General features: G+C 72.3%; 18 protein-coding genes. 3 read left to right on the plus strand and 15 right to left on the minus strand.

Annotated elements, in window-relative coordinates; genetic code table 11:
- Positions 1 to 13 precede the first annotated feature (13 nt).
- Together OG776_RS21220 and OG776_RS21225 are read right to left on the minus strand one after the other, a co-directional pair.
- Positions 14 to 1,393, minus strand: a complete 1,380-nt coding sequence (locus OG776_RS21220) for a cation:proton antiporter (RefSeq protein WP_148014269.1) — start codon at positions 1,391 to 1,393, stop codon at positions 14 to 16.
- Positions 1,390 to 1,836 carry a nuclear transport factor 2 family protein gene (locus OG776_RS21225; RefSeq protein WP_148014268.1) on the minus strand — a complete coding sequence of 149 codons (447 nt, stop codon included), beginning with the start codon at positions 1,834 to 1,836 and terminating at the stop codon, positions 1,390 to 1,392. Before OG776_RS21225 ends, OG776_RS21220 begins: the two co-directional genes overlap by 4 nt.
- A gap of 213 nt (positions 1,837 to 2,049) precedes the next feature.
- On the opposite strand from OG776_RS21225, the gene OG776_RS21230 reads away from it, so the two are divergent.
- The 3 genes from OG776_RS21230 (at position 2,050) to OG776_RS21240 (ending at position 4,834) form a co-directional block, all read left to right on the plus strand.
- Positions 2,050 to 2,745, plus strand: a complete 696-nt coding sequence (locus tag OG776_RS21230) for an antibiotic biosynthesis monooxygenase family protein (protein ID WP_148014267.1) — start codon at positions 2,050 to 2,052, stop codon at positions 2,743 to 2,745.
- A 314-nt stretch (positions 2,746 to 3,059) separates the two neighbouring features.
- Complete coding sequence (locus tag OG776_RS21235; RefSeq protein ID WP_148014266.1) at positions 3,060 to 4,031, plus strand: aromatase/cyclase; 972 nt, start codon at positions 3,060 to 3,062, stop codon at positions 4,029 to 4,031.
- Between the two features lie 5 nt (positions 4,032 to 4,036).
- Positions 4,037 to 4,834 carry a 4'-phosphopantetheinyl transferase family protein gene (locus tag OG776_RS21240; RefSeq protein WP_261995033.1) on the plus strand — a complete coding sequence of 266 codons (798 nt, stop codon included), beginning with the start codon at positions 4,037 to 4,039 and terminating at the stop codon, positions 4,832 to 4,834.
- A 146-nt stretch (positions 4,835 to 4,980) separates the two neighbouring features.
- On the opposite strand, the gene OG776_RS21245 is transcribed toward OG776_RS21240, so the two are convergent.
- From OG776_RS21245 to OG776_RS21305, 13 genes are all read right to left on the minus strand, one after another.
- Positions 4,981 to 5,217 (minus strand): acyl-CoA carboxylase subunit epsilon, encoded by a 237-nt coding sequence (locus OG776_RS21245; RefSeq protein WP_148014264.1) that lies wholly within the window; start codon positions 5,215 to 5,217, stop codon positions 4,981 to 4,983.
- A gap of 31 nt (positions 5,218 to 5,248) precedes the next feature.
- Positions 5,249 to 6,817, minus strand: coding sequence for an acyl-CoA carboxylase subunit beta (locus OG776_RS21250; RefSeq protein ID WP_148014263.1), 1,569 nt, complete (start codon positions 6,815 to 6,817; stop codon positions 5,249 to 5,251).
- Between the two features lie 53 nt (positions 6,818 to 6,870).
- Positions 6,871 to 7,176, minus strand: coding sequence for an acyl carrier protein (locus tag OG776_RS21255; protein WP_148014262.1), 306 nt, complete (start codon positions 7,174 to 7,176; stop codon positions 6,871 to 6,873).
- Positions 7,173 to 8,477 carry an MFS transporter gene (locus tag OG776_RS21260; protein WP_329322200.1) on the minus strand — a complete coding sequence of 435 codons (1,305 nt, stop codon included), beginning with the start codon at positions 8,475 to 8,477 and terminating at the stop codon, positions 7,173 to 7,175. Before OG776_RS21260 ends, OG776_RS21255 begins: the two co-directional genes overlap by 4 nt.
- Before the next feature lie 4 nt (positions 8,478 to 8,481).
- Entirely contained in the window at positions 8,482 to 9,369 is an 888-nt protein-coding gene (locus OG776_RS21265; protein ID WP_148014283.1) for an alpha/beta hydrolase, read from the minus strand.
- Positions 9,370 to 9,626: 257 nt separating this feature from the next.
- The gene (locus OG776_RS21270; RefSeq protein ID WP_329322202.1) at positions 9,627 to 11,144 is read right to left on the minus strand and encodes an FAD-dependent monooxygenase; all 1,518 of its coding nucleotides are present in this window, start codon (positions 11,142 to 11,144) and stop codon (positions 9,627 to 9,629) included.
- Positions 11,145 to 11,292: 148 nt separating this feature from the next.
- Complete coding sequence (locus OG776_RS21275; RefSeq protein ID WP_329322204.1) at positions 11,293 to 12,942, minus strand: FAD-dependent oxidoreductase; 1,650 nt, start codon at positions 12,940 to 12,942, stop codon at positions 11,293 to 11,295.
- A 2-nt stretch (positions 12,943 to 12,944) separates the two neighbouring features.
- Positions 12,945 to 13,880 carry an aromatase/cyclase gene (locus tag OG776_RS21280; RefSeq protein WP_329322206.1) on the minus strand — a complete coding sequence of 312 codons (936 nt, stop codon included), beginning with the start codon at positions 13,878 to 13,880 and terminating at the stop codon, positions 12,945 to 12,947.
- A gap of 100 nt (positions 13,881 to 13,980) precedes the next feature.
- Complete coding sequence (gene fabG, locus OG776_RS21285) at positions 13,981 to 14,766, minus strand: 3-oxoacyl-ACP reductase FabG (protein WP_148010169.1); 786 nt, start codon at positions 14,764 to 14,766, stop codon at positions 13,981 to 13,983.
- Positions 14,767 to 14,910: 144 nt separating this feature from the next.
- Positions 14,911 to 15,186, minus strand: a complete 276-nt coding sequence (locus tag OG776_RS21290) for an acyl carrier protein (RefSeq protein ID WP_148010170.1) — start codon at positions 15,184 to 15,186, stop codon at positions 14,911 to 14,913.
- A gap of 154 nt (positions 15,187 to 15,340) precedes the next feature.
- Positions 15,341 to 16,555, minus strand: a complete 1,215-nt coding sequence (locus OG776_RS21295) for a ketosynthase chain-length factor (RefSeq protein WP_148010171.1) — start codon at positions 16,553 to 16,555, stop codon at positions 15,341 to 15,343.
- Entirely contained in the window at positions 16,552 to 17,823 is a 1,272-nt protein-coding gene (locus tag OG776_RS21300) for a beta-ketoacyl-[acyl-carrier-protein] synthase family protein (RefSeq protein WP_148010172.1), read from the minus strand. The genes OG776_RS21295 and OG776_RS21300 overlap by 4 nt, the downstream gene beginning before the upstream one ends.
- The gene (locus tag OG776_RS21305) at positions 17,820 to 18,149 is read right to left on the minus strand and encodes a TcmI family type II polyketide cyclase (RefSeq protein WP_148010173.1); all 330 of its coding nucleotides are present in this window, start codon (positions 18,147 to 18,149) and stop codon (positions 17,820 to 17,822) included. The genes OG776_RS21300 and OG776_RS21305 overlap by 4 nt, the downstream gene beginning before the upstream one ends.
- Positions 18,150 to 18,310: the final 161 nt, after the last annotated feature.

The following is an 18,310-nucleotide window of genomic DNA, read 5'->3' on the forward strand; positions in this document are numbered from 1 at the left end:
GGGTGCGCGGGCCTCAGCCGCGTGGGCGCAGGACGTCCACGGCGGCGTCCGGGCCGTACGCGGCCGGCCCCTCGGACGCCCTGGACGCCCCGGACACCTGCGCCGCGGGCGCCGTGCCGGGTGCGTCGGACGTGCCGGCCGGCGCCGGACGGCGCCGGGACAGCAGCGGTCCGGCCATCGCCGTCGTGACGAGGGCCATGATCACGAGCATGGTGAACATGCGTCCGTCGAGCACGCCCAGGCTCACCGCGGCGTTGAGGATGATGAGTTCGGTCAGACCCCGGGTGTTCATCAGCAGCCCCAGGTCCTTCGCCTCCCGCCAGGAGAACCCGGCCAGCCGCGCCGGCAGGATCGCGCCGGCCAGCTTGCCCGCACAGGCCACCACGATGATCGCGACGAGCGCGACGAGGTCGCCGGAGGTGAGCGCGCCGAGGTCCACGCCGAGGCCGGTGACGATGAAGAAGACCGGGAGCAGCACGACGCTCACGTGGTCCATGGGCTTGCGCAGGTGCTCCGCCAGGACCATCGCGGGCTCACGGGGCATCACGAACCCGAAGAGGAAGGCCCCGAAGATGGCGTGGATGCCGATCCAGGTGGTCAGCCAGGCCGAGGTCAGGGCACCCGCGCAGACCACCGCCAGCAGGGCGGACCAGCGCTCGGTGGCGGCCCAGCGCCAGACCAGACGGGCCACCAGCGGCCGTACGACCAGCAGCATCCCGGCGACGTAGGCGGCGCTGCGCAGACCGATGCCGGCGAGGTCGGAGTAGTCGCCGTCCGCGGTGACCAGGGCCGAGACATACGCCAGCAGGCACCAGGCGAGCAGGTCGTCGATGGCCGCGCTGGCCAGCGAGAGGGACCCGGCCCGGGTGTCCAGCAGCTTGTTCTCGGTGAGGATGCGTGCCAGCACCGGGAAGGCGGTCACCGACATCGCGGTGCCGATGAAGGTGGCGAACGCGACGAAGGAGATGTGGTGCCCGGCCACGGTGGCGTGCTCGTCGTACAGGAACGGGGCGAGCGCCACCCCCAGGCCGAACGCCATGGCGATCGAGGACAGCGAGACCCCCGCGGCGAGCCGGGCGTGCGGGCGGATCAGCCGCTTCTCGAACTCCCAGCCGACCACGAACATGAACAGGATCAGGCCGACCTGGGAGACCGCGGACAGCAACGGCCGCACATCGGCGGGGAAGAGCCGTTCGGTCAGGTTCCCCGGCAGCAGACCGAGGACGCTGGGGCCCAGCAGGATGCCCGCGACGATCTCACCGACCACCACCGGCTGGCGCAGCTTCCGCGCCAGCCGCCCGAGCGCGGCACCCGCCACGAGCACCACCCCGATGTCGACGAGCATGACCGCGAGCTTCATGTCCTGGGCGCCGGCCGCCGCCAGAGTCGTCATCGGGGCTCCTGGGGTCGGGGCGGGGTCCCGCGGCTCCACAGCACGCGGAAGGTCAGGGAGGAGAGCCGCCAGCCCTCGGCGGCGCGGCGGGCCACACCGGTGGCGAGCGTGCCGACCTGGAACAGGGGCTCCTCCGCCGCGCCGGGGTGGTGGACATGCGTCGAGACGAGGTTCGCGCGCAGGGTGGCCCGCTCGCCGTCCCCGTCGAGAGCGACGGAGGCGGGGGAGCCGAGGTGCTGGGTGGCGGCGAAGGCCGTCAGCGCGTCACGGTGGTAGCCGGCGAGTCCTTCGAGGCCCTCGTGCCGGCTCATGGGGAACTCGACCAGGGCGTCCTTCGTGAAGAGCCCCCGCGCCCACGCGTCGTCGAGTTCGTCGTCGTCGAGACCGATGAGGTACCGGTCCAGGAGAGTGGATATCTCTGATTCTTCCGGGCCTGGCTGCATTACCCGAGCATGGCGCCCGCGCCAATCGGCGACCAAGGCCGTTTTTCACAGCTCTGACGAAGTGGGGAAAGTTCTGACACCTCCCTCGAACAATTGACAAATGAGCCGTCATTCCTGAACCGCGGTGCCTTTCACGAGGGCGGATCCGCTTGCCATGCTGCATTCGTACCTCCATTCGCAACTCACCTTTCCTCGAACGGAAGAGACGAGAGAATGCCGAAGATCGCAGCCGATGGTCAGCACCTGACCGTTCTCAACCTGTTCTCGACCGACGCCGCCGAGAAGCAGGTCAAGCTGCTCGCCGCGATGCGCCAGATCGTCGACACGGCGGCCTACGAGGGCTGGATGTCCAGCACGGTGCACGCCGGACAGGACAAGCCCGGCACGGCCAACTTCATCCAGTGGCGCAGCACCGAGGACCTGGAGAGCCGTTACGCGGGCGAGGAGTTCAAGCACCGCACCCTGCCGCTCTTCGGCGAGATCACCACCTCGATCCGACTGCTCCAGAACGAGATCGCCTTCACCCAGCAGAAGCCGGAACTGGGCGGGGTCACGGAGATCTCCCCGGAGCGCGACGACTACACGGCCATCGAGCTGTTCGGTGTGCTGCCCGCCGACCAGGAGGACCTGATCGACGCGCTGGGCGAGTCCCAGACGTGGCTCGTCGACGTCCCCGGCTACCGCACCCACACGGTCCTGCGCGGCCTGCGGGCCCGCGGTGTCGACGGCAAGTTCGTCGTCGTCTACTCCCAGTGGGACAGCAAGGAGGCGTACGACGCCTTCCGTTCCGTGCCGCAGGGGGAGCGCTCCCCGGAGCGGCAGAAGGTCGACGCCCGCGTCGCCGCGCTGCAGACCTGGCAGGACGAGAACACCTACCAGGTCGTGCACACCCGTTCCGCCGGCGAGTGAGCCACCCGGTGGCGGGCCGGACGGACGGCGACCGGCCCGCCACCGGGTCAGAACAGCGCGTCACGGCAGTACGCGTCACCGCACGACGGGAGCCGACCGTCGGTTTCACGTGAAACAACGCCCTTCCCCGCCGAACGGCGGAAGGACATCCACCAAGATCGCGCACGGACGCGGGCACCTGGGCGCGTTCCCACCCCCCTGGCCGGCCGCTGCCGGGAATTCCCCCGCCCGGCAGCGGCTTCTCCGTCCGGCACCGCTTCCGGCCCGCCCCGCCCCGTCCGCGCGCACCACACCAGGACGAGGAGACAGCAAGCATGGAACACCCGGGCATGCGCCACGTCGCGCACGAGATCAACGTCGCGGTCCCGGCGGACACGGTCCACCGGTTGATCGCCGAGGTGGAGAACTGGCCCCGGATCTTCCCCTCGGTCGTCCACGTCGCCCACGAGGCGGCCCCCGAGGGCGAGGAACGGCTGCGGATCTGGGAGACCGCGCCGCCCACGGAGGACGGGACGTCCGGGGAGAGCGGGCTGCGCAGTCGGCCCCTGCGCCGGATCGTCGAACCCGCCACGCTGCGGGTCAACTTCCAGCACCTGGTCACCGAGGCACACGTCGCCGGGATCGGAGGCGCCTGGCTCGTCGAGCCGCGCGGGGAGAACGCCTCCCTGGTGCGGCTCCTGCACGAGTTCCGGGCCGAGGACGACACCCCCGGGACGCTCGACAGGATCGGTGCAAAGGTCGACGGCACCGCCCGCACGGAACTCGCCGCGCTCAGGGAACTCGCCGAACGCGAGGCCGCCGAGACCGGGCTGACGTTCTCGTTCGAGGACACCGTGCTCGTCGACGGCTCGGCGAAGGACGTCTACGCCTTCCTCAACGAGGCCCACCTGTGGCCCGAACGACTGCCCCACGTCTCCACCGTCCGCCTCCACGAAGACACCCCCGGCCTGCAGACCCTCGAAATGGACACCCGCGCCAAGGACGGCTCCCTCCACACCACCAAGTCCTACCGCGTGACCTTCCCCCACCACCGCATCGCCTACAAACAGACCACCCTCCCCGCCCTCATGACCCTCCACACCGGCCACTGGACCATCACCGAAACCGACGAAGGCGTCACCGCCACCTCCCAGCACACCGTCACCCTCGACACCACCACCATCCACACCGTCCTCGGCCCCCACGCCACCCTCGACGACGCCCGCACCTACGTCCACACCGCCCTCTCCACCAACAGCCGCGCCACCCTCACCCACGCCAAAACCCACGCGGAAGGCCGCCGTTGACCGCGGTGGTGCGCCGGCTCGCCGTGGCGCGGGGGGAGCTGGACGTATGGCTGCTGCCACCGCCCGACTCACCGCGCGACGTCCCGTACGACGAACTCGACGCCCATGAGCGGGGCAGGGCCGACTCCTACCGCCGGCCCGACGACCGGCAGATGTACGCCGCGGCACATGTGGGGCTGCGCCGGGTCCTCGCCGGATACACCGGTATCGAACCGGGCCGCCTCCACCTCGCCGGCGAGCGGCACAAGGGCAACGGTGAACGTCACGGCCGGCCGGTGGTGCTCGGGCTGCCCGGCGGTGCCCCCCAGTTCTCGCTCTCGCACAGCCACGGTCTGGCGATCGTGGTGGTGGCCGAGGCACGGGTGGGCGCCGACGTCCAGCGGCTGCCCTCGGCCGAGACCGTCGAGGTGTGCCTGCCCGCGCTGCACCCGTCGGAGCGGGAGGAGCTCGGGAAGCTGCCCGAACACGAGCGCACCATGGCGTTCGGCCGGCTGTGGACACGCAAGGAGGCCTATCTGAAGGGGCTGGGCACCGGGCTGACGCGGGGTGCCGACCTCGACTACCTGGGCGAGGCCGGGCTCGCCGAGCGGCCGACCGGCTGGGTGGTGGGCAACCTGCCGCTCTGTTCCACCCATATCGCCGCGGTGGCCCTGGCCGGCGCCGGGGACCGGCCCGTCGCCGTCCGCGCGGTGCCCACCGCGTATCTGTACGCCCCGGACGCGGTCACCCGTCTCGTCCGGATGGAACCGGGGCTGCGTTCCATGCTCCGCGACCCCGCCGGACACGGGGACCTCGAACACTGAGACCGCGCCCCCGCGGGGCCGTGGGTCTCCGGGGTCCGGTCACCACCGGTCCGCGGATCCCCCGGCCCCGTACGCACAGCCGAAGGGCCGGAGAGTTCCTGGGAACTCTCCGGCCCTTCGGGCTGCTCCACCCCCGTCCGATCCGCTCAGGCCGCCGCTCGCCAGGTGCGCGGACCGTCGAAACCGGTGACCCGCTCGGGCCGCCGCCACAGGGCGACGACCTGGTGCCTGCGGGCGAGATCGTCCGGTACGACGCCGGGGCCGGCGGTCACCGCCATGAGCACGGCGGTCAGGGCGGCCAGTTCCTCCGGCGAGGGGGAACCGCGCTCGATCCGGAAAAGCGGACCGGCCACGGGTTCGGTGTCGGGTTGCTGTGCGGTCATGGATCCTCCCTCACTCACTCTTCGGGGCCGCTCACTGAGGCGGGTTGCCGTGCTTACGGCGGGGCAGTTCGGCGTGCTTGGCGACGAGCATCGACAGCGAACGGGCCAGGACCGCCCGGGTCTCGCGCGGATCGATGACGTCATCGACCAGCCCACGCTCGGCGGCGTAGTAAGGGTGGACCAACTCCCTCTTGTATTGGTCGATTTTCTCTCTACGCATCGCGTCGGAGTCGTCCGCGGCCGCGATCTCCCGGCGGAAGACCACGTTGGCGGCACCCTCCGCGCCCATGACCGCGATCTCGTTCGTCGGCCAGGCCAGCGCGATGTCGGCGCCGATGGACCGGGAGTCCATCACGATGTACGCGCCGCCGTACGCCTTGCGCAGCACCACGGAGACCCGCGGCACGGTCGCGTTGCAGTACGCGTAGAGGAGCTTCGCGCCGCGCCGGATGATGCCCTCGTGCTCCTGGTCCACACCCGGCAGGAACCCGGGCACGTCGACCAGCGTGACCAGCGGGACGTTGAACGAGTCGCAGAACTGGACGAACCGGGCCGCCTTCTCGCTCGCCTTGATGTCCAGCACGCCCGCCATGGCCGCCGGCTGGTTGGCGACGATCCCCACGGTGTGGCCGTCGACGCGGGCCAGGGCGCAGACGATGTTCGGGGCCCAGCCCGCGTGCACCTCCACGAAGTCGCCGTCGTCGACGAGCTCCTCGACGACCGCCCGCATGTCGTACGAACGGTTCCCGTCGTGCGGCACCAGGTCGAGCAGCACGTCCCCGGACCGGTCCCCCGGGTCGCCGCTGACGTGGCGGGGCGGCATCTCACGGTTGTTGGACGGCAGCAGCGACAGCAGATAACGCACCTCGGCGAGGCAGCTCTCCTCGTCGTCGTGCACGAAGTGGGCCACTCCGGAGACCGCGCCGTGGACGTCGGCGCCCCCGAGCCCGTTCTGGCTGATCTCCTCACCGGTGACCGCGCGGACCACGTCGGGCCCGGTGATGAACATCTGCGAGATGTCGCGGACGGCGAAGACGAAGTCGGTCAGGGCGGGCGAGTACGCGGCACCGCCCGCGCACGGCCCCAGCATGACACTGATCTGCGGGATCACCCCGCTCGCCCGGGTGTTGCGCTGGAAGATGCCGCCGTAGCCGGCGAGCGCGGAGACGCCCTCCTGGATCCGGGCGCCCGCGCCGTCGTTGAGCGACACCAGGGGCGCTCCGGCGGCGATGGCCATGTCCATGATTTTGTGGATCTTGCAGGCGTGGGCCTCGCCGAGCGCTCCGCCGAAGACGCGGAAGTCGTGGGCGTAGACGAAGACCGTACGGCCCTCGACCGTGCCCCAGCCGGTGATCACACCGTCGCCGTAGGGCTTCTTGGCTTCCAGGCCGAAGCCGGTGGCCCGGTGCCGGCGCAGTGGTTCGACCTCCTGGAAGCTGCCCTTGTCCAGCAGCAGCTCGATGCGCTCGTGCGCGGTCAGTTTGCCCTTGGCGTGCTGGCGTTCGGTGGCCGCCGGGTCCTGTCCGGCCCGGGCGGTGTCCTTGCGTTCGGCCAGCTCCATCAGTCGGCCGTCGAGTTCCATGGGTATCGCGGGCTCCATCTGGGGATCTCCCCTGTCTTGAGAGGTCTGGGACGGGCGGATCGAGGGATCGGTCAACGGGCGAGCAGCGCGGTCAGCTCACCGACGGTGCTCTCCCGCAGCACCTCGGCGGGCACCTCGGCGTCGAGAGCGCGCCGTATCCGGCGCCCCAGGTGCAGGGCGTCGAGCGGGTCGAGGCCCTGGCCGCGCAGCGACAAGGCCGGTGAGAGCCGGTGGCCCGGCGGGACCGCGAGCAGGTCGTGCAGTTCCAGCCGGAGGCAGTGGCCGATGGCACCGGCCCGCTCGTCGGGCGTCATGGCGCGCAGGGCGACCGGATCGGGGAGCCGGTCGAGCCAACTGCACGGGTTCTCTTCGCTCATGGGGCTGCCTTTCGTGGTTGGGGCCGGGCCCGGCGGAGTGCCGGTCGTGGCCGGTGACGGTGCAGGAGACGGCGTGTCCGCCCCGCGAGCAGCACCGTGAGCGCCGCCGTGGACGAGGCGATCCCTCCCACGTAGAGGCCGGAGCGCGCACCGTGCCGGACGGTGAGCCAGCCCACGAGGAGAGCACCGAGCGGGGTGAGTCCTTGCAGGATGAGCGTGTAGAGCGCCATCACCCGGCCGCGGTAGGCGGCGTCGCTGCCCAACTGGATGCGGTGGTTGGCGGCCTGGGCGAAGTAGAGGGTGGCGAAGCCGGTCAGGAAGAGCAGGACGGCCGCCCACGCGTAGGTGGGCGACCAGCCGGCCGCGGTCTCCAGGAGGCCGAAGGCGAGCGCGGAACCGGTGACGGTACGGGCCGCCGGGCGCTCGCGGCGGGTGGTGGTGGCGAACGCGGCGAGCAGCGAACCGGCGGCGAACGCCGTGGTCAGCAGCCCGAAGGTGGTCGCGCCCGAGTGGAAGACGGACCGGGCGAGCAGCGGCAGGGTGAGCTGGAAGGTGAAGCCGAACAGGCCGACGACCGCGACCAGCGCCAGCGGTACGAAGAGATCGGGACGCCCCCGCACGTACCGCAGCCCGTCGGTCACCCGCGCGCCGTGTTCCGGCACGGGTGCCCGGAGCAGTTCCCCGGGGCGCATCAGGCGCAGCGCCGTCACGGTGGCGAGATAGCTGGCCGCGTTGCACAGCATCGCGGGTCCCGCGCCCACCGCGCCGATGAGCAGGCCGGCGAGGGCGGGGCCCACCACCCGGGCGGTGTTGAAGTAGGCGGCGCTCAGCGCGGAGGCGTTGGGCAGCAGCCCCGGGCCGACCATCTCTCCGACGAACGCCATCCGGGTGGGCACCTCGACCGCGTTGACGGTGCCGAGGGCCGGCGCGAAGAGGTACAGGTGCCACAGCTGCACGGAGCCGGCCAGGACGAGCACGGCGAGCGTCAGCGCGAGGGCGCCGGAGACGAGGTTGGCGAGGGTCAGCAGCAGGCGCTTGTCGTACCGGTCGGCGAGCCGGCCCCCGTACAGCGTGAACAGCAGCAGCGGGCTGAACTGGAGCGCCGTCATCGCCCCCAGGGCCGCGCCGGAGTCCCCGGTCAGCGAGAGCACCAGCCAGTCCTGGGCGGTGACCATCATCCAGGTGCCCGCGACCGAGACGACCTGGCCGGCCGCGAAGAGCCGGAAGTTGCGCACCGTCAACGACCGGAAGGGCGCCCGGCGTGCGCCGGTCCCCTCGGCCGCCCCCTGTGTCGTCGTCATGGCGTCAGGGAGTGACGGACGGGTCCGCGGTCCGGCGCGCGAGGCACTGCTCGAAGAACGCGAACGCGCGCAGATGGTACGTCCGGGCGGCCCAGCCCAGGCTGATGTTGTGCCCGGCGCCGGGCTGGCGGTCGACGGACGCGGACGGCGCCGAGGCGAAGTGCGCGGCCAGGTCGGCGAGCGTGTCCTCGTCGTGGTGCCACCACAGTTCCCGTTCGGCGAAGGTCAGCCGCACCGGGACCTGCACCGCCGCCGCCGCGACCGGGAACCTGCGCGGCCACTGCAGGGCCTCCGCCCGCTCCCGCGGGGGCATGGGCGCGACCATGGCCTCCGCCTCGCGGAAGGTGTTCGGCGGATAGAGGCGTAGCGCGCCCCAGTTCCGTTTCCAGTTCCGGTGCCGGTGCGGGTCGGGCCCGTCGCCCGGGTCGACCGCGTAGTCCCGGCCGAGCCCGGAAATGTCGAGCCCGAGCAGGGGCGGTACGGCCGGATCGGGATCGCCCGCCTGGCAGGCCGCGTAGGTCAGGGCCAGCTTGCCGCCGAAGGAGTGCGCGAGCAGGAACACCCCGGCGCCCGTCTCGGCGCGCGCGGCCAGGTGGCGCAGGGCCGCGTGCAGCGCGCCGGCCTGTTCGGCCAGGGTCTGGCCACTCGGCGCGTCCGCGGCGGACAGCCCGTAGCCGGGCCGGTCCACGGCGACCACGGTGTAGCCGAGCCGGGCGCCGAGGGCGAGCAGTGAGACGTCGGGGTGGGCCTGCCCGTCGAAATAGGCCGCGCTCATCCCGCCGCCGTGCACCGCGACGACGGTGGCCCGCGGCGGGCCGGCCGGCTGGGCGATCAGCGCGGAGAGTGTCATGTCACCGGCCCGCAGGGCGACGGGACGGACCCCCGGCGACATGGCCGGGCCCGCCGCCGACGACCCGGACACCGACGATCCGGACACCGGCGGACCGGACACGGACGAACGGGACACGGCCGGGCCCGGTCGCGACCGGGCGGACACGGCCGGGCCGGACACGGACGGGGCGGATACGGACGAGGGGATGGTCTCGGCCGTGGGAACGCTCACTGGGTTACTTCCTCTCGTGGTCCTGCTCTGGTGTGCGGGCTCTCGTGGTCGCCGGGACGGCCCGCCGCCGGTGCGGGCTCCGGCGCTCAGTCGCCCTCCGGCGCCCCGAACCAGCGGTGCAGCGCGGCGGTCGGCTCCGCCGTACCGGTGGCCGCCCAGGCGACATAGCCGTCGGGCCTGACCAGCAGCGCGGTGGCGCCGCCGAAGGCGTCCGGATCCCGCGGGGTACCGGTGACGACGGTGACCCGGTCCTTCCAGCGGACCGCGGCCGCGCGCGGCCCGGAGTCGTCGACGAGGTCGAGCAGCAGGCCCTGCGCCGGGTGCAGCAGATCGGGTGTACGGACCTCGCCCGCGGCGGTCTCCAGTGCGCGCGGCGGCAGCCGGCGGCCGACCAGCGGATGTCCGTCGTCCCCGAGGTCGTAGCGGACGTCGAGGTGGCTGACCACACCGGCGAGATGGCGCTTGACGCTGTCGAGGCCGATGAGCTCGGCGAACAGCTCGCGCAGCGGCTGGGACTCGGGACCGCCGAGGAAGACCGTGCCCTGCGCCCTGGTGTTCATCAGCAGTCGGGCGCCGACCGCGTGGCGTTCGTCGTGGTAGGTGTCCAGCAGCCCCCCGGGGGCCGAGCCCCGCACGGTCGCGGCCAGCTTCCAGCCGAGGTTGACCGCGTCCTGGACCCCGGTGCTCAGGCCCTGGCCGCCGGCCGGGAGATGGATGTGCGCGGCGTCGCCCACGAGCAGTACCCGGCCGCGCCGGTACTCGGTGACCTGCCGGGTGGCGTCGGTGAACGAGCTGACCCACTCGGCGCTCCCGCCGGAGATGTCCTCCCCCGTCAACCGCAGCCAGGCCGCCGCCACTTCGGAGAACTCCGGCGTCTCGCTGCGGTCCGCCGGCGGGGTGCCGTGCTCGCAGACGATGATCCGGTCCACGCCCTCCTTCAGCGGCGCGGCCATCACCATGCCGCCAGGCAGCCGCTCACCGAGGAAGCGGGGCTCGACCCGGCAGCCCACGACGTCGGCGAGGTACATGCCCCGGGTGGCCGGGGTGCCGGGGAAGTCGAAACCCGCGGCCCTGCGCACCGGGCTGTGCCCGCCGTCGGCGCCCACCAGATAGCGGGCGCGCAGCGTACGTTCCCCGGCGGAGGTGGCCAGCGTGACGGTGACCCCGCCCTCGCCTGCGTCTCCGGCTCCGTCCCCGCCTCCGTCGGCGTCCCCGTGCTGCTCCAGGGCCCGGAACTCCCAGCCCCGCCGGATGTCGGCGCCCAGGTCACGGGCCCATTCCTCCAGCACCGCCTCCGTCCGGGACTGCGGGACACCGCGGGCCCCGAAGTGGGCGTCCTCCAGCACGGTGTAGTCGAACTGCACCCCGCCGAAGTGCCCCATCGGGCTCTTCTCCAGGCCGCCGAAGCGCGGGACCAGGCCCCGCTGGTCGAACGACTCCATCGCGCGGGCGGTGAAGCCGAGCCCGCGCGACTGTCCGGTGGGCCGCTCCAGCCGCTCGGCGACGATGACGCTCGCCCCGCCCAGCCGCAGCTCCCCGGCCAGCATCAGCCCGGCCGGTCCGGCGCCGACGACGATGACGTCCGCGTCCCTCTGCGCGTCCATGGGTGTCCTTTCCTCGCGCGCGTGGGCGCGCCTCGCATCGGTGGGTGGCGTGTGCGGTTCCTCGTGTGCGGTTCGTCGTGTGCGGTTCCTCGCGCGCGGGCACGGGCGGGTGGGGTCGCCGGGGCCGCGTACGGTCGTCCGGCCGTGCTCAGTCGCCGGCGGCCGGGAAGCCGAACCAGCGGGTCAGCGCCCCGGACAGCCCGTCCGGACGCGGACCGGCCCAGGCCACGTGCCCGTCGGGGCGTACGAGAAGGGCCTGGCCCGCCGGAAGCGGGCCCCCGGCCTCGGGCGGGCCGGCCACGAACTCGACCCGGTCCGCCCAGGGGGCCAGCGCCGCGCGCAGCGCGTCGGTCCCGGCACGGGCACCGGCACGGTTCCCGGCCAGGGACAGCAGCAGCCCGCGTCCGGTGCGCAGCAGTTCCGTCGTACGGCGCCGCCCGCCGCCCGCCACCGGTTCCAGCCACGCGTCCGGCAGCCGCCGCCCGAGGAGCGGGTGCAGCCCGGCCGGGTCACCGGAGCGGGGAACGTCCCCGGGGACGACGTCGGCCCCGGCGCCCCGGCCGCCCGGCTCGCCCTCGTCGGCCGGGGCGTCCGGGTCGGCCGCGCCGCCCCCGACGGCGTACCGGATGCCGAGGCCGCTGATCATCCCCGCCAGGTGCCGGCGTACGCCGTCCACGGCGAGGAGTTCGGTGAGCAGGGCACGGGTCGGTTCGACCTCCGGGCCGCCGAGCAGCAGCTCGACCTGCGCCCGGATGTTGGCGAGGACCTGGCGGCCCACGGTGTGGCGCTCGGTGTCGTAGGTGTCGAGCAGGCCCTCGGGGGCGCTGCCGCGCACCACCGCGGCGAGCTTCCAGCCGAGGTTGAAGGCGTCCTGGACGCCCAGGTTGAGGGACTGCCCGCCGCTCGGCATCTGCCGGTGCGCCGCGTCCCCGGCGAACAGGACACGGCCGTGCCGGTACCGCGCGAGCTGGCGGTTGGCGTCGCCGAAGGCGTTCACCCACAACGGGGTCCCGTGGCTGATGTCCTCGCCCGTGACGCGTTTCCACACGTCGGTGACCTCGGCGAAGTCCGGTTCGCCGCCGCCGCGTTCGGTGACGGGCCGGCCGAACTCGTGGACCATCACCCGGGTCACCCCGTCCCGGGTGGCGGCGATGGCGAGCCCGTGCCGCAGGCGCTGGAAGCGCCGGTCGGCGACGCTGACCCCGGAGACGTCCGCCCGCAGCAGTTCCCGCCTGGCGTCCTGCCCCGGGAAGGGGGCCCGGACCAGCCGTCGCACGGTGCTGTCCTCGCCGTCGCAGCCCACCAGATGGCGGGCCCGGACGCGGACCGGACCGTACGGGCCGATGGTCTCGGCCTCCACCCCCTCGGGAGCACCGTCCGCTCCGTCCCGCACGGTCAGGGACAGCAGCTGGTGCCGACGCCACAGATCCGCGCCGAGGTCGGCCGCCCGGCGCTCCAACAGCTCCTCGGTACGGGTCTGGGCCACCTTCCACTGCCCCGGATACGGGCCGGGCAGCGTCAGGTCGAGGGGTACGCCGCCGAAGTGGCCGCGCGGCTCGCACGGCGGCGAACCGAGTCCGTCCAGCAGCCCGCGCGAGTCGAGGATCTCCATGGTGCGGGCGTGCAGCGTGGAGGCGCGTGACTCGGTGGTCGGGCCGGGGCGCTGGTCGACGACGACCACCTCGGCGCCGCCCAGCCTCAGTTCGGCGGCGAGCATCAGACCGGTGGGGCCCGCTCCGACCACGAGGACGTCGGTGTCCAGCGCGGCCGTGCCGGTGTCCTGCTGGTCCGTCGTCATCGTCAACGCCTGCTCTCGGCGTGGGTTTTGGCGTGGGTGAGGGTGGCGCGGCTGTTGGTGGAGAGGGCGGTGTGGACGTAGGTGCGGGCGTCGTCGAGGGTGGCGTGGGGGCCGAGGACGGTGTGGATGGTGGTGGTGTCGAGGGTGACGGTGTGCTGGGAGGTGGCGGTGACGCCTTCGTCGGTTTCGGTGATGGTCCAGTGGCCGGTGTGGAGGGTCATGAGGGCGGGGAGGGTGGTCTGTTTGTAGGCGATGCGGTGGTGGGGGAAGGTCACGCGGTAGGACTTGGTGGTGTGGAGGGAGCCGTCCTTGGCGCGGGTGTCCATTTCGAGGGTCTGCAGGCCGGGGGTGTCTTCGTGGAGGCGGACGGTGGAGACGTGGGGCAGTCGTTCGGGCCACAGGTGGGCCTCGTTGAGGAAGGCGTAGACGTCCTTCGCCGAGCCGTCGACGAGCACGGTGTCCTCGAACGAGAACGTCGCCTCCTCGGCCGCGTGGGCCAGTTCGACGTTCTTCTTCAGCGCGTCCAGCTCGGAGCGGCTGTTGCGGTCCACCGCCTGGTCGATCCACAGGAGGTCGTGCGGGTCGTCGTCGATCGCGCGGTAGTCGTGCAGGAGCCGCACCCGGGAGGCGTCGTCGCCGAGCGGCTCGATGATCCAGGTCCCGCCCATCGCCGCGACCGGCGGGGCGGGTATCTCCTGGCGGAAGGTGATCCGCAGGCCCTCGGGGTCCAGGGTGCGGCGTGACGTCCAGTTCTTCGCCTCGCCGTTGGCGGTCGCCCAGATCCGTATCCGCTCCTCGGACCCGTTCCGCTCGACCTGGTCGACGTGGATGGTGGGCGGGAAGATCCGCGGCCAGTTGGTGACCTCCGCCAGCAGCCGGTACACGGCCGGTGCGGGCGCGGCGATCGTGATCTCGTGCTCTACCTCACGGGTCGTCATGACGCTTTCTTCTCCATGGCTGGGTACGGGCTGCCGGTGGGGGAGCCTGCGATGGTGGGGGCGTCCGCGGTGAACGGGGACGCCCGCGGCGGGGTGCCGCTCAGAAGTTGCCGAGTCCGCCACAGACGTTGATGGCCTGCGCGGTGACCGAGGCGGCCGTGTCGGAGGCGAGATAGGCGACCATGCCGGCCACCTCCTCCGGGGTGGAGTAGCGGCCGAGCGGGATCTTCGCCTGGAACTTCTCGAGGATGGCGTCCTCGGAGGTGTCGTAGGCGGCGGCGTATCCGGCCCGTACGCGCTGGGCCATCGGCGTCTCGACGTAGCCGGGGCAGACGGCGTTCACGGTGATGCCGGTGGGAGCCAGCTCGTTGCCGAGGGCCTTGGTGAAACCGACCACGCCGTGCTTGGAGGCGGAGTAGGGGGCGCCGAGGACCACACCCTGCTTACCCGCCGTGGACGCGATGTTGATGATCCGGCCGCGGCTCCTGTGCCGCATGCCGCCGGTGTTGAGGACCTCCCGGGTCATCCGGAAGACGCTGTTGAGGTTGGTGTCGATGACATCGGCCCACAGCTCGTCCCCGATGTCGGCGGTGACGCCTCCACCGGACCGGCCGGCGTTGTTGACCAGGACGTCGACGGTGCCGAAGCGGTCGACGGCGGCCTGGACGAAGGCGGCGGCCGAGGCCGGGTCGCGGACGTCGAGGACACCGCCGTCCGCCTCCACGCCCTCGTCCTGGAGCGTCTTGACCGTCGCGGCCACGTTGTCGGCGCTGCGCGCGCCGATGAACACCCGGTGGCCGGCGGCGGCCAGCGCGCGGGCGGACGCGAGACCGATGCCGCTGGTCGCCCCGGTGATCAGAGCGACCCGCTTCTCCAGCGTTGACATGTGCTTCCTCTCCTGTGGCGTGTGGTCTGCGGCGGGCCCGGGCCGGGCCGGGCCGGTCCGCGTCCGGGCGCGGCGGTACCCGCGGCGGGACGCACGACTCGGATGCGGTGAAAGGTTTCGCCCGGCCCGGGCACGCCCTCGGGGTCAGGCGGCGGCGGGCTCGTCGGCGCCGAACTGCTGGTTCACGGCCTCGATGAGGGCGCGCGGGGTGTCGGCGTCGGTCAGCAGGTCCTCGTCGAGGACGATCCCGTACTCGCGCTCGATGCGGCTGCCCGTCTCCAGCAGGGCGAGTGACTCGTAGCCGAGCACTTCGAACGGCTCGTCGAGGATGTCGCCGTCGAGGTCGACCCCCTCGTCGACCCCCGCGCCCTCCAGCAGGATGCGGCGCAGGTCGTCCAGGGTGAATTCCGAAGTGGACACGTGGGTTCCTTCCGAGGTCGGGATGGTGCGACAGGTCGGTGGATCGGTCGGGCTACGGGTCCCGGGCGGTCCCGGGGACTGCCGCCGACGGGCGGCGGCAGGGGGCGCGGGGGAGCGGTGGAGCGGGTGCGGGACGGCGGCCGAACCGTGCCGGTCAGTCGACGGCGCGGACGACGACGGCCGAGTTGAAGCCGCCGTACCCGCGGGCCAGGACCAGCGCGGTACGCACCTGGGCGGGGCGGGACTGGGTGAGGACGAGGTCGAGTCCGTACTCCTCGGCGGGATCGACGTGCACCGTCGGAGGGATCAGCCCCTCCTCGATGGCGAGCAGCGCGGTGGCGACGTCGAGCGGCGCCGCGCCGGAGTACAGCCGGCCGGTCATCGTCTTGGGCGCGGTGACCGGGACGCCCCGGACGCCGAAGACCCCGGAGATCGCCTCCGCCTCGATCCGGTCCAGTTCCGGCACGCCCGCCGCGTCCGCGAAGACCACGTCGACGTCCCCGGGTGCCACGTCCGCGTCGGCGAGGGCGAGTTCGACCGCCTTGCGCAGACCGGGTTCGCGGCCGCTGCCCGGCCTCGGGTCGAACGTCGAGCCGTAGCCCGCGATCTCGCCGTAGATCCGGGCGCCGCGCGCGCAGGCCGACTCGGCCGACTCCATGATCAGGATGGCGCCGCCCTCACCCGGTACGTAACCGGACGCGTCGGCGTCGAAGGGCAGATAGGCACGCGTCGGCTCGTCGCTGGTGCTGAGCCGGTCGCCGGCCATCTGCGCCACCCAGCCCCAGGGGCAGATCGACGCGTCGACACCGCCGGAGACGATCATCGGCGTGCCCTTGCGGATGAGCCGCCGGCCGTGCGCCACCGCGTCGAGACCGCCGGCCTCGTCGCTGACGATGACGCCGCTGGGCCCCTTCAGCCCGTTGCGGATGGAGATCTGGCCGCTGTTGACCGCGTAGAACCAGGCGAAGGACTGGTACGCCGAGACGTACTGGCTGCCCTGGCTCCACAGCTTCTCCAGCTCCCCCTGGCCGAACTCGAAGCCGCCCGAGGAACTCGCCGTGACGACGCCCATGTCGTACTGCGGCAGCGCCGCGGGATCGATCCCGGCGTCCGCGAGCGCCCAGTCGGCCGCGACCAGCGCCATCCGCGTCATGTGGTCGGTCTGCGGCAGCAGCCGGCTCGGCAGCACGTCCTCCGCGACGAAGCCAGGGACCTCGCCCGCCAGCGTCGACGGGTAGGACGACGGGTCGAAGCGGGTGACGCGTCCGATTCCGTTCTTGCCGGTCCGGGTGGCGGCCCAGTAGTCCTGTGTGCCCAGCCCGTTGGGGGCGGCGATGCCCAGACCGGTCACTACCACCGTCGTGGTCATGCCACGCTCCTCTCGGGACGCGCCAGCACCATGGCGCTCTGGAATCCCCCGAAGCCGCTGCCGACCGTCAGGACCGCGTCGGTGAGCTGCTCCCGGGCGACCAGCGGCACGTAGTCGAGGTCGCACTTGGGGTCGGGGGTGGTCAGGTTGGCCGTGGGCGGCACGACGTGGTTCTCCATCGCCAGCGCGGAGGCGGCGATCTCGATGGAACCGATCGCGCCGAGCGAGTGCCCGACCATCGACTTGATCGAGCTGACCGGGGTCCGGTACGCGTGGTCGCCCAGGCTGCGCTTGAACGCCTCGGTCTCGTGCCGGTCGTTCTGCTTGGTGCCGGAGCCGTGCGCGTTGATGTAGTCGATCTCGGTCGCGTTCATCCGCGCCTCGGCCAGCGCGGTCGTGATGGCCTCGGCCATCTCCGCGCCATCCGGCCGCAGACCCGTCATGTGGTACGCGTTCGAGCGCGTCGCGTACCCGGCTATCTCGGCGTAGATGTGCGCGCCGCGCCGCCGGGCGCTCTCCAGCTCCTCCAGGACGAAGACGGCGGCGCCCTCCCCGAGGACGAACCCGTTGCGGGTCCCGTCGAAGGGGCGCGAGGCACGCTCGGGGGCGTCGTCCCTGGGCGTCGTCGCCTTGATCGCGTCGAAGCACGCCATCGTGATCGGCGAGATCGGGGCGTCGGACGAACCCGTGATCATGACGTCGGCCGAGCCCTCCCGGAGCAGCTCCACGGCGTGGCCGACGGAGTCGATGCCGGAGGTGCAGCCGGTGGAGACCACCGTGCTGGGGCCCTGCGCGCCGACCGCCCAGGCCACCTCGGCCGCGAACGAGCTGGGGACCAGGTAGTTGTACAGGTGCGGGGCGCTGTAGGCGTGGTCCACCAGACGCAGCCGGCCGCCGTCGCTGACGACGTTGTACTCCTCGTCGAGGCCCATGGTGGCGCCAACCGCGCTGCCGATGGTGACGCCCACCCGGTAGGGGTCGTGCGTGTCGAGGTCGAGGCCGCTGTCGGCGACCGCGCCGCGGGCCGCGACCACCGCGAACTGCGCGGCGCGGTCCATCCGGCGGATCTCCTGCGGGCTCAGGCCGTGCTCCGCGGGGTCGAAGTCGATCTCCGCGGCGACCCGGGAACGGAACGGGGTGGGGTCGAAGAAGCTGATACGGCGGGTGGCCGTACGGCCCTCGCTCAGCAGGTTCCAGAAGTTCTTCGCCCCGACCCCGCCGGGGGCCAGCACCTCTATGCCGGTGATGACGACTCGTCGGCCGGTCACGCGGACGCCTCCCAGTTGTAGAAGCGGGTGGCCATCGCGTCGGCCGGAGAGCGCCAGGTGGCCGGGTCGTACGCCTCGATGAACGGCTTCAGGTCCTCACTGATCCGGACGAAGCGCGCGTCGTGCCGGGCGTGCTGGATCAGCTCGCCCCCGTTGTCCGCGTCGAAGTCCTGGAGGTGGAAGTACAGACCCCGGTACTGGAAGAGCTGGCGCCGGCGCGTTCCCATGCGGTGCGGCATTTCCGTGTCGTCGAAATCACCGAAAATCCTGGCCACGTCGACGCTCGACCCGGGTTCCATCCGAGCCACAATCAGCGTGCTGTACATACGTTTCCCTCTCCTCGGGGCCCACCACACGACAGTTGACGAAAGCTCTTGTTTCAGTATCCGGGGCGGTAAGTGCGCTTTCAATGTTCCCCATGTCAGGTAATTGTCAGACCGGGTCAGAATTCCGCAGGCAATATCGGAGGACCGCACGGCCGCACAGC

The organism is Streptomyces sp. NBC_01689, from assembly GCF_036250675.1.
GTDB lineage: Bacteria > Actinomycetota > Actinomycetes > Streptomycetales > Streptomycetaceae > Streptomyces.